This window comes from Shewanella oncorhynchi (genome assembly GCF_012584455.1).
Classification (GTDB): domain Bacteria; phylum Pseudomonadota; class Gammaproteobacteria; order Enterobacterales; family Shewanellaceae; genus Shewanella; species Shewanella oncorhynchi.
This window is the reverse complement of record NZ_JABAEB010000003.1, coordinates 270,896-282,120: the sequence shown is the minus strand read 5'-3', so window position 1 is coordinate 282,120 and position 11,225 is coordinate 270,896. Positions and strand designations below refer to the sequence as shown.

General features: G+C 43.8%; 11 protein-coding genes and 1 tRNA gene. 1 reads left to right on the top strand and 11 read right to left on the bottom strand.

Going from position 1 to position 11,225, the window contains the following annotated elements; all coding sequences use genetic code 11:
* Position 1 precedes the first annotated feature (1 nt).
* The 10 genes from HGO26_RS05890 to motY all read right to left on the bottom strand — a co-directional run bounded on the left by HGO26_RS05890 (position 2) and on the right by motY (position 9,450).
* Positions 2–77, bottom strand: a tRNA-Lys gene (locus tag HGO26_RS05890).
* Between the two features lie 142 nt (positions 78–219).
* The gene (ybgF, locus tag HGO26_RS05885) at positions 220–966 is read right to left on the bottom strand and encodes a tol-pal system protein YbgF (RefSeq protein ID WP_028760345.1); all 747 of its coding nucleotides are present in this window, start codon (positions 964–966) and stop codon (positions 220–222) included.
* A gap of 24 nt (positions 967–990) precedes the next feature.
* On the bottom strand, positions 991–1,524 hold the full coding sequence (gene pal, locus HGO26_RS05880; protein WP_113938779.1) for a peptidoglycan-associated lipoprotein Pal: 534 nt from the start codon (positions 1,522–1,524) through the stop codon (positions 991–993).
* 46 nt (positions 1,525–1,570) lie between these two features.
* Complete coding sequence (gene tolB / locus HGO26_RS05875; RefSeq protein WP_028760347.1) at positions 1,571–2,899, bottom strand: Tol-Pal system beta propeller repeat protein TolB; 1,329 nt, start codon at positions 2,897–2,899, stop codon at positions 1,571–1,573.
* A 9-nt stretch (positions 2,900–2,908) separates the two neighbouring features.
* Positions 2,909–3,952, bottom strand: coding sequence for a cell envelope integrity protein TolA (gene tolA / locus HGO26_RS05870; protein WP_168823902.1), 1,044 nt, complete (start codon positions 3,950–3,952; stop codon positions 2,909–2,911).
* Positions 3,953–4,387, bottom strand: coding sequence for a protein TolR (tolR, locus tag HGO26_RS05865; protein WP_113938780.1), 435 nt, complete (start codon positions 4,385–4,387; stop codon positions 3,953–3,955).
* Entirely contained in the window at positions 4,387–5,073 is a 687-nt protein-coding gene (gene tolQ, locus HGO26_RS05860) for a protein TolQ (protein ID WP_028760350.1), read from the bottom strand. Before tolQ ends, tolR begins: the two co-directional genes overlap by 1 nt.
* Positions 5,063–5,464, bottom strand: a complete 402-nt coding sequence (gene ybgC, locus HGO26_RS05855; protein WP_006081251.1) for a tol-pal system-associated acyl-CoA thioesterase — start codon at positions 5,462–5,464, stop codon at positions 5,063–5,065. Before ybgC ends, tolQ begins: the two co-directional genes overlap by 11 nt.
* A gap of 171 nt (positions 5,465–5,635) precedes the next feature.
* On the bottom strand, positions 5,636–7,819 hold the full coding sequence (locus tag HGO26_RS05850) for a prolyl oligopeptidase family serine peptidase (RefSeq protein WP_168823900.1): 2,184 nt from the start codon (positions 7,817–7,819) through the stop codon (positions 5,636–5,638).
* 761 nt (positions 7,820–8,580) lie between these two features.
* Positions 8,581–9,450, bottom strand: coding sequence for a flagellar protein MotY (gene motY / locus HGO26_RS05845; RefSeq protein ID WP_113938782.1), 870 nt, complete (start codon positions 9,448–9,450; stop codon positions 8,581–8,583).
* Positions 9,451–9,591: 141 nt separating this feature from the next.
* Here motY and rnt point away from each other — a divergent pair, with 141 nt between their 5' ends.
* Positions 9,592–10,263, top strand: coding sequence for a ribonuclease T (gene rnt, locus HGO26_RS05840; protein ID WP_168823898.1), 672 nt, complete (start codon positions 9,592–9,594; stop codon positions 10,261–10,263).
* Positions 10,264–10,364: 101 nt separating this feature from the next.
* Here rnt and HGO26_RS05835 read toward each other — a convergent pair whose 3' ends face one another.
* Entirely contained in the window at positions 10,365–10,970 is a 606-nt protein-coding gene (locus tag HGO26_RS05835) for a peroxiredoxin C (protein WP_006081247.1), read from the bottom strand.
* Positions 10,971–11,225 lie beyond the last annotated feature (255 nt).

Here is an 11,225-nt window from a genome sequence, read left to right as displayed (position 1 = left end):
GTGGTGGGTCGTGAAGGATTCGAACCTTCGACCAATTGGTTAAAAGCCAACTGCTCTACCGACTGAGCTAACGACCCATTTACTGGTATTTCACGCCCCGAACGACCTCGCCGCTCTGAGGGCGCCTATAATACCTTTTTCATCTTCTCATGCAAGCGCAAATTCCCAATTTTTTGTCGTTTGCATGAAAAACAGACTAAGAGTATGTTTTTTAGTTAATTACGCTTTAATTGCAGCCAATTGCTGCTGTGCAATGCGTGCTGCGGCGCTATTTGCGTAATCTTTGACAACTTGTTGGTAGTATTGCATCGCACCAGCTTTATCACCGGTTTTCTCGGCGATCATGCCAAGCTTCACTAAACTATCGCCACGTTTATTAGAATCACTAAAACGATCAACCACAGTTTTGAAGGCTTGTTTGGCTTCTGCAAATTCGCTCTTATTAAATAATAGCTGTCCTAACCAATAGTTCGCATTCGCAGCATACACAGAGTCTGGATATTGTTTGATAAAAGCACGGAAGGCAGGAATGGCATCGTCATACTTACGCTCTTTTAAGACTAAGTTAACGGCATTTTCATAACTTGCAGTTTCACTTAAACTACTTGCGGCAGCATTGGTCGATACCACAGAGGGGATTGATGTCGCTGCAGCTGCAGGTGCGGCAGATGCCTTTGAGGATAAATTAGCAAGCTCATCATATAACTGACGCTGACGCTCTTGCATCTGCTCAATCTGATAATTCTGTTGTTCGGTTAAACCGCGTAAATCGAGAACTTCCTGCTGCAGTGTATCAAGACGACGTTGCATCTCGAGCTCACTTTGTTGTCTCGATTTTACAATACGTTCGATACGAGCAAGTCTGTCATCACCCGAACCACCAGCAATATCTTCCACAGGAGCAGGCGCTGCAACTGCAGCGCCCGCACCAAGGAACATTGCCGTAATTAAGACGGCACGTTTCATTGTGTTACTCTCCGAGATTCAATCTTAGTAAACTAAAACTGCACGACGGTTTTTGCCAAAACCTTCATCAGTGCGAGAAAAATCAAGTGGTTTTTCTTCGCCATAGCTGACTACGCTCATTTGGCTTGGCTGTACGCCCATACCTTGTAGGTATTTAGCAACGGCTTTAGCACGACGTTCGCCCAGAGCAATGTTGTACTCAGGAGTGCCACGCTCGTCCGCATGACCTTCAATCAGTACGCGCACACTTGGGTGCTCAACTAAGTAAGTACCATGAGCTTCTAATACAGCGGCGAATTCAGTTTGAACTTCACTGCGGTCGAAATCGAAGTAAATGATGTGCTCTTTTCTCAACTCTTCTAACTGCTGACGTTGCTGCTCTTCAGATGACAACATACCACCCACACCACCAGTTTGAATGCCACCATTCAGTTCGCTACCTGAACCGTTTGTTGAGCCCATTGCATCAGTTTCTGATTCTGAAGTTGAGCTACATGCACTAATAGCCATAATTGGAAGTGCTACCAACATAGCTTTTAACAACTTATTCAGATCCATTACGTATTCCTTATAAAATTAAATGTGATTAAATCAAGGTATAACATTAGAGAAACGGAGACCAAGAAGGTGATTTCACCTCGCCTTGACCCACGGGTAATCTCGCTTTAAAGCGTCCATCCGTAGAAACAGCTGCTAATACTTGCTTACCTTGGTGTGTAGTGCCATATATGACCATAGTACCATTAGGCGCCACACTTGGGGATTCATCCAAGCGTGTAGAGGTTAGCACCTGCATAAAACGCGTATTTAAATCCATACGCGCAATATTAAACTTACCGTTAGTACGGTTAACAAAAATCATACTACGTCCATCTGGCGTAATTGAACCACCAAGGTTCCATTCACCTTCAAATGTTTCACGACTCACTTTACCTGAACTTAACTCTACGCGATAAATTTGCGGTCTACCACCACGTTCAGAGGTGAAAATCAACGACTTCCCATCAGGATACCATGATGGTTCAGTATCGATAGCATAGTGATTGGTAATACGCTTAATCGCTTTTGTCGCAATATCGATAACATAGATCTCAGGCTGACCATCCTTAGACAGCGTCACAGCCAAAGATTTGCCATCAGGAGAGAAAGCCGGCGCACCGTTAATACCAGGGAAAGAGCTCACTTTAGTGCGCACTTGGGTATAAAGGTCTTGTACGAAAATCTCTGCTTTTTTATTTTCAAAGCTAACATACGCCAAACGACGCCCATCAGGCGACCAAGTGGGTGACATTAATGGCTCAGGTGAGCGCAGTAACATTTGCTCGTTAAAACCATCATAGTCAGCAACCATCAACTGATAAGGGGCTTTTTGAGTATGATTAACCACGACGTAGGAGATCCGCGTTAAGAATGCACCGCGAATACCGGTTAACTTTTCATAGACGATATCGCTAATTCTATGACCATATTGACGAAATTGCGCTGCTGAAATCACAGTTTGGCGACTGTCCATCAAAAATTCTGTAGCGCTCACTGAGCCTTTCAATGCTTGGTTTTGTGCTTTAACTAAATCGATTAAATCAAAGCTCACCAAATACTGATCGGTTCCGTAAGGTTTCACAGTACCTAACACCACAGCTTCTGCGCCAACGCTAGACCATGAACTAGGTTGAAACTGAGCCAAAGCACCAATATTACGCTGAGGTAGTCCGAGCTCGTCTAAAGGTTTAAAGGTACCGCTACGAGCTAAGTCAGACATCACCACATCAGCAATCGCTTGTGGCGGTGCGCCAGGACCTTGCCATACAAAAGGCATCACAGCGATGGGACGCGCTGCGTCAACACCTTCTGTAATCACAATATCCAATGCCGCTTTCGCGGGGGTGGTGCACAGCAGAACTGCCAGTGCTAACCATTTTGCCAATATTTTCATGGTGCTCCTTTAATTAAACGTTGGTTCAACGATTAAGTTAATTTCTTTCATCAAGTTATAAACCGCAGGATCCGGAGAGACAGGCAGTTTGCCCGCTTTCAAAATCGCCGCTTTTGCTGCACGACAAACGTTGGGATCACCACCTTTTGTTTGGCTGCTGATCACAAACCCATCATTCGCTAAACGCACAGAGACAGTACAAGTCTTTCCACGCATAGATTCATCCACTACCAAATTACGTTGAATAGTTGATTTTATCATTGCCTGATACTTACCGACTTCACTCTGCATCTGCTTATTCATGGTTTGCGACAGCGCCGCTTGCTCAGCCGCTAATGCATCAGCCATTTCCTGCTCTTGATCGGCAAGGGCTTTAGCATCTGCTTTAGCTTTAGCATCCGCTTTAGCTTTGGCATCCGCTTTAGCTTTGGCATCCGCTTTAGCTTTGGCATCCGCTTTAGCTTTGGCATCCGCTTTAGCTTTAGCATCTGCCTCCGCTTTAGCTTCCGCATCTGCTTTTTGCTTACGGTCAGTTTCAGCTTTCACTGCAGCAGCTTCTTCAACCTTGCGTTTTTCAGCGGCTTTTTGTGCGGCGTCTTCAGCAACCTTACGCTCCAGCTCTTTCAGCTTACGGTCGGCTTCGGCTTTGACCGCCTTTTCCTTTTCCTGCTGCTGTTTCACCTGGGCTAATTTGGTCGCTTCATTGGCTTTTTGAATCTCAATTTCCTGCTGCTTACGTTCTTGCTCTAGCTGTTTAATCTGAGCTTGTTCGCGCTCGCGTGCCTGTTTCGCTTCTTGAGCTTTGCGTTCAAGCTCGGCTTGACGTTCTTGCTCACGGCGTTCGGCATCACGCTTTTCTTGCTTAAGTTTCTCAACTTGATTAGCCACTTTTTGCTGATCAACCATAACCGCTTTGATTGCTGGTGCGCTAACTTGTTGCATAGGCTCAGGTTTGTGAGAAAAATCTATTCCTAACGCCAGAATAATTATCACGCCAATATGAATACCCGCTGAAATTGACAGAGGTAATGTTACATCTGACTTATCTGCCACCTATTTCTCCTTGGGTGAATCCGTCATCAAACCGACTGATGGCACGCCAGCTTGCTGCAGTGTCACCATCAACTGAATCACTTTATCGTAAGGAATATTTCTATCGGCTTTAACCACAACAGGACGCTCAGGTTCAGTCACGATAAGTGCAGCCACTTCCGTTGCCAATTCTTCCAAATCCATAGGCACATTCGTTGAACCGCCTTTATTGAGGAAGTAATCACCATCACCATCGATTGAAGCAACAATGGGCGGCTTACTGTCATTGGGTAACACTTCTGCCGCCCCTTGAGGCAGCTCAACTTTGACCCCTTGGGTCACTATGGGTGCTGTTACCATAAAAATAATTAACAGCACGAGCATGACGTCGATATAAGGCACCACGTTGATTTCAGCCACGGGGCGACGACGTTTGCGCTGATAAGCTGGTTGCATTATGCCCCTTCCTTCTCACTGTATGCTTGGCGATGCAAAATGCTGGAGAACTCTTCCATAAAGTTTGCGTAAGCCATTTCTAATTTATCGACTTGAGTCGAGAAACGGTTGTACGCAATTACCGCTGGAATTGCAGCAAATAAACCCATAGCCGTTGCAATCAAGGCTTCAGCAATACCGGGGGCAACCATAGCTAAGGTGGCGTTTTCCATCGAACCAATAGCGATAAAAGAATTCATGATCCCCCATACCGTACCAAATAAACCGATATAAGGGCTAGTCGAACCAATCGTTGCTAATAACGGTAAGTTAGCTTCTAACTTTTCCATTTCGCGAGACAAGGTCACACGCATAGCTCGCGATGTACCATCCATGACGGCATCGGGCACTTTGCTATTTAATTTATTCAGGCGTGAATATTCCTTAAAGCCAGTCACAAATAATGACTCTAAACCGCTATTATCTGGACGAGATGATAATTCTTTATACAAACGGTTTAAATCAACACCTGACCAAAATTTGTCTTCAAACTTCGCCGATTTACTTTTTGCGGATGTCAGTAAGCTACGGCGTTGTAAAATCACCGTCCAAGACATCACCGACAAGCAAAGTAAAGTGAACATAACAAATTTCACTAATAAACTGGCTTGTAAAAATAACCCAACAATCGACATATCAGCTTGCACTGTCAAACTCCTGCACAATATTTAAGGGAATAGCTCGGGGACGCATACGTGATAGCGCAACACAAACAACCAGCACTGTGCCTTCACAATAACAGTCTCCCTGTTTATCGACCAAGCGTTGATGAAAGATCAACGAGGCCTTTTTCAACTCTATGACCTTAGTTTCAACAATAAGGTTCTGTTCAAAACGTGCTGCTTTGCGAAAATCGAGTTCCGCACGCTTTACGACAAAAGCGGTGTCGTCGGCTAATAACGCAGTCTGACTCACGCCAAGGGCTTTTAGCCACTCGGTTCGCGCGCGCTCAAAAAAGTTGAGGTAGTTCGAATGATAGACAACGCCACCAGCGTCGGTGTCTTCGTAATAGACTGAAATTGGCCAATGAAACATCATTTGAAAATAAGCAAATTTTGGTTGAAAAATTGACGCTTACTATACCTAGGGAAACAAGACTTGTGAATGACCCGATGAAGATATAGATAGGAATAGCGCGGGTTTCAGATGAATAGGGGCAATTGTAAAAGAGAATGGGGTCAAACGACCCCATTTTATTAACATAGTTAGTTATTTTGCGATAGCTTGTGGCAAGGTTAAGCCAAAACTCTGCCACAAGAAACTGTAGATGTCGGCAAATTCGTCGATCTTCATCGCCGTGGGCTTACCCGCTCCATGACCAGCATTTGACTCGATACGCATAATGACGGGTTTATTGCCCTGCTGTTTCTCCTGCAGCATGGCCGCAAACTTGAAACTGTGTAATGGCACAACACGATCATCATGATCCGCAGTCATTACCATAGTCGCAGGATAAGCTTGCGCTTTTACATTGTGATAGGGCGAATAAGCCAATAGCGCAGGGAATTGCTCTGCTTTATCGGCACTACCGTATTCACTCGTCCAAGCCCAACCAATAGTGAACTTGTGAAAACGCAGCATATCCAAGACGCCCACGGCAGGTAATACGGCAGCAAAAAGTTCAGGACGTTGAGTCACAGCAGCGCCCATCAACAGACCACCATTACTGCGGCCATAGGCACCGAGTTTAGAGCTGTTGGTGTATTTTTCGCTTACCAGATATTCCGCAGCAGCAAAATAGTCATCAAACACATTTTGCTTTTTGTCGAACATCCCCGCTTGATGCCAGCTTTCGCCATACTCAGCGCCGCCACGTAAACTCGGCACAGCATAAATGCCGCCCATGTCTAACCAAGCGATATTGGCAGGGCTAAAACGTGGTGTCATCGAAATGGCAAAACCACCATAGGCATAAAGTAATGTCGGATTTTGACCGTTTTTCACTAAGCCCTTTTTATAGGAGAGCATCATAGGCACACGCGTACCGTCTTTGCTGCTATAGAAAACTTGCTCAGAAACATAGTCATCGGGATTAAACGAGACTTTGGGTTTAGCAATGACAGTTGAACCACCAGTTTTAAAATCAAACTTATAGGTGGTTTCAGGCTGAATATAACTATTAAACACATAATAGAAATAATCTTTGCTGGCTTTACCAAAAGGCCCTGCCACATTGCCAAGACCAGGCAATGCCACATCTTGACGCTTCTGACCACCCATACTGTAAATCGATAATTGACCTAACACATCATGTAAATAACTCACCACTAAATGGTCATTAATAATGGCGACATTATTAATCGGATCTTTAGACTCAGGAATAATCGTTTGCCATTGCGATTTATCACTATTGCGGGTGTCAATCGCAATCACTTTACCATTAGGCGCCTCTAAGTCGGTTTTGAAATAAAACACTGAACCATCATTACCGAGAAACTCATATTCAGCTTCTAACTTGAGGATCAATTCCACCACTTGGGATTTAGGCTCAAATAACGATTTATAGAAGAAACGATTACGCTTATCCGTACCTTGAGAAATCGACAGTAATAAGTATTCACCTTTCTCAGAGACATCAATGCCAAAGCCCCAATCTTTATTCTGTGGACGCTCATAAATCAATAGATCTTGATGTTGGTCTGTGCCTAATTTGTGGTAATACACTTTTTGGTTAAAATTAACGTCAGCTAAGACATCCCCCCCTGCTGGGGCATCATAACGGGCGTAGAACACACCTTGATTTTCTTTATCCCACACTGCGCTAGAAAATTTAATCCATTTCAGTTCATCGGCCAGTTTCTTACCGGTTGCGATATCAACGAACTGCCATTGCTGCCAATCTGAGCCAGAATTTGAAACACCATAAGCTAAAATTTTACCGTCATTACTCACTGCCACGCCGGATAAGGCAACAGTGCCATCCGCAGACAGTTTATTTGGGTCAAGAACAGGCTTTTCAACACCATCTAAACCTTTAACATACAAAACCGATTGTGCCTGTAGGCCATCATTGCGGTAGTAAAATTGGTTGTCGCCGTTTTCAAACGGGGCAGAGACTTTTTCGTAATTCCAAAGTTCTGTAATACGTTCGACCACAGCTTGTTTATTGGGGATCTTAGCGAGGTAGGCTTGACCAAAGTCTTGTTGTTCTTTTACCCACTCTTCAGTTTCAGGCGTATTGGCCTCCAGATGACGATAAGGGTCGGCCACTGCGACACCATGAATGGTTTCGACGAGGTCATCTTTTTCAGTAACAGGGTAAACGAGTTTAGTTGCACTTGCCTGCTCAGTCGAATTTTGCTCAGGTGCATTACCACTTTGGCAGGCACCGAGTGCCATCCCCAATGTGGCCACTAACAAACCTTGCTTTGCAAGGCGAAATCTTAATGCCATCGTGTTGTCGTCCTTCTTATGGTTTCGGGCTTAAGGCCTTTTCAGCAAGTACTATACAAGCAAAAAAAATCATGGCAATGGCGTAACTTAATATGAAGTTTTTTAAGCTGTATCGTGAATTTAACAAAATAGCAGCAAGGATAAGCTTATTGAAGTGTATTATTATGCATTAATAGTGAGTTATAAGTTATTAATCAAGGTAAATAGTGACTTAAGTGATATAAATCACCTTTACAGTCATTAGAATTACTAATGTTTACGGGCAATTTTTCTCGTTTGTTTTACAACGGGTTTCCCAATAGAATGTGCTTGTTTTCAGGAGATAACTGCTTGCAGATATCGAAAACAAAGAACTTTTAAACTGGTGTGTTCCCAACACTTCAGTTTCTTTTCTGGTTCTTATGCTTGACTTCCTTCCTTCAATTTGTTGATTGCAAATGCATTATTTTTGCGGCCCGCTTAGTTTAAGCGGGCTTTTTTTTTAGCATTTCAAACACTATCCTGATTATTGCAACGGCCAAGTTTTATACTTCATCTATATTACTCGTACTTATCCCACTCTCGCTTTCTGCAGTACTTGTTGAGGTGGATATGTCATATCTACAAATTAAAAAATCTCATTATTTTTACCCATACGCGCAAATTGAGCGAATCATTCGATTAAAGTGGCATACTGCCTGAACTCTCCTTCTTTTAAAAACGACAATGCCAAGTCATAAACTTGGCATTGAAAAATACTTAAAACCTAGGTAAAACAAACACTACAAAGGTTTACTGATCCGTATAACAACACGACGGTTACGCGCCCTTTCATCCATATCATCATTGGAAGCCACGTGACGACGCTCACCATGCCCGAATGTGACAATACGATCTTGAGGAATACCACTGGCAACAAAGAACTCTTTTACCGACGCAGCTCGTGTATCCGACACTTTCTGGTTTACTGAACGGCCACCATAACTGTCGGTATACGCATCCACCAGCACTAACTCTACCAAGGGATCATAGGCTAAATATTCTTGCACCCGAGACAGTTGTTGCTGGGAGAAACGAGTTAAATCGGTACCGCCTTCATCGTAATTTAATACAGTAAAAGCAATATCTTCAAAGCTATAGGGCAATAAATGCGCTAGACAAGCTTTAAACTCAGTATATTTACGGCCAAAATTAGCTGAAGACAAACCCACAGCTATCTTATTCGACTCATTATACCAATCAGCATAGTAAAAAGTTGGTTCCATACCGCGACTCAACTCTGCCAACATAGACCAAGCTGCGCGCTTAGGCACTTCCCCGTTAAAGTACTTTTGATAATGTAATGAAGTGATCTCTTTTGATACCACACCAGGACGCCACTGTGGCGCGCGGCTAATTAATTTCGCCTGCGTCACTTGATCAGGTTTTACCCACATATCTAAAGTAAAAGTCATATTCTGCTGTTTACCCGCTTCACTGGTAAAAATTGCTTTACCGTAAGAAGGAATATCATGCTCAAGGCGACAGACGATGGGAGTATTTTCACTCACTCGCCACTGGGAATCGCTTAAAGAGGCGACATAATGGCGCAACTCTGCCATTGCAGTTGCTGGAACGCATAAAATTGATACTAATATCAGTTTTCGCCACATAGCCTTTACTCATGTTTAATCGGTTACATGGCTTTATCGGCAAACTATTTAGTTCCTTTAGCTCATAAAACCACCAATCAAGCATGACACACCCCAACACATTTAGCATAATAGCGCCCTGTGAATTTTCTTGAGTACTTTATGAGTGACATTTGCGACGCGAACAAATTGAAATACCGATTTCGAGGCTACTTTCCCGTAGTCATTGATGTCGAAACTGCGGGCTTCAACTCTCAAACCGATGCGTTGCTAGAAATTGCCGTCACCCTACTAAAAATGGACAATGAAGGTGTGATAGGAATCGATAAAACCCTACACTTCCACATTGAGCCCTTTGAAGGCGCAAATTTAGAACCCGAAGCGTTAGCGTTCAACGGTATTGATCCCACTAATCCGTTACGGGGAGCGGTGAGCGAAAAAGAAGCCTTTTTAGAAATCTTTAAAGCCGTGAAGAAAGCCCAAAAAGCCTCCGACTGCCATCGTAGTATCATAGTGGCGCACAATGCGGCCTTCGATCATGGTTTTGTGAGTAAGGCGATAGAACGTTGCGACTTAAAACGCTCGCCGTTTCATCCTTTTGCCACCTTTGACACAGCAACGCTCGCCGGACTCGCCATTGGTCATACCGTACTTGCCAAGGCATGCATTATGGCGGGTATTCCCTTCGATAATAAAGAAGCCCATTCGGCGCTATATGATACCGAACGTACCGCGGAGCTTTTTTGTCATATCGTGAATCGTTGGAAATCATTAGGTGGTTGGCCATTACTGGCTGTGGATACGCAGGATGCAGAAAGCGGTACTGTGGAATAAATTGAACAGTTAACACGAGATCTTCAGCAATGAAAAAACAAAAAAGCTGCCATTGGCAGCTTTTTTCATTTAACAGGCGACTGTGATTAGAAAAGTACTAATTACAGTGAGCTTGCATTTTCAGACAGGTAAGCAGCAACACCTTCAGTGCTTGCATTCATACCTTTATCGCCTTTTTCCCAGCCAGCAGGACAAACATCACCGTGCTCTTCATGGAATTGCAGTGCATCGATCATACGTAGCATTTCATCAACGTTACGGCCTAATGGTAGATCGTTAACGACTTGGTGACGAACCATGCCTTCTTTGTCGATCAAGAATGAACCACGGAAAGCCACACCCGCTTCTGGATGCTCAACATCGTATGCTTTACAGATTTCATGTTTAACATCAGCCACTAGCGTATATTTAACTTGGCCAATACCGCCTTTTTCAACTGGGGTGTTACGCCATGCATTGTGGGTAAACTGAGAATCGATAGACACACCAATCACTTCTACGCCACGCTTAGTGAACTCTTCCATACGGTGATCAAAAGCGATCAACTCTGATGGGCAAACGAAAGTGAAGTCAAGTGGATAGAAGAATACGACGGCTGGTTTGCCTTTGATGGCTGCAGTCAAGTTAAAGCTATCAACGATTTCGCCAGAACCTAATACAGCTGCAGCAGTAAAATCAGGAGCCTGACGGCCTACTAATACGCTCATTTTATATCTCCATCTATGAGTTGAACTAAGTGTAAGGCAAGATGCCTTCTAGCCAGTATGTTCTCAACCTAGGTCAAATTAAATCCTTACTGATTAAAAGGTGTTCTTACCAATCAAATCCTTAGGCATTATAAGTCGTGTGCTGTGCCTTACAACCTATTTAAGACCAATATCACATTTTTCAAGGGTATTTCCGTTTTGCCTGACTAAGGATAGAGCAATCTGCGTATCCTGTGTGCGGAGCAATCCACATTC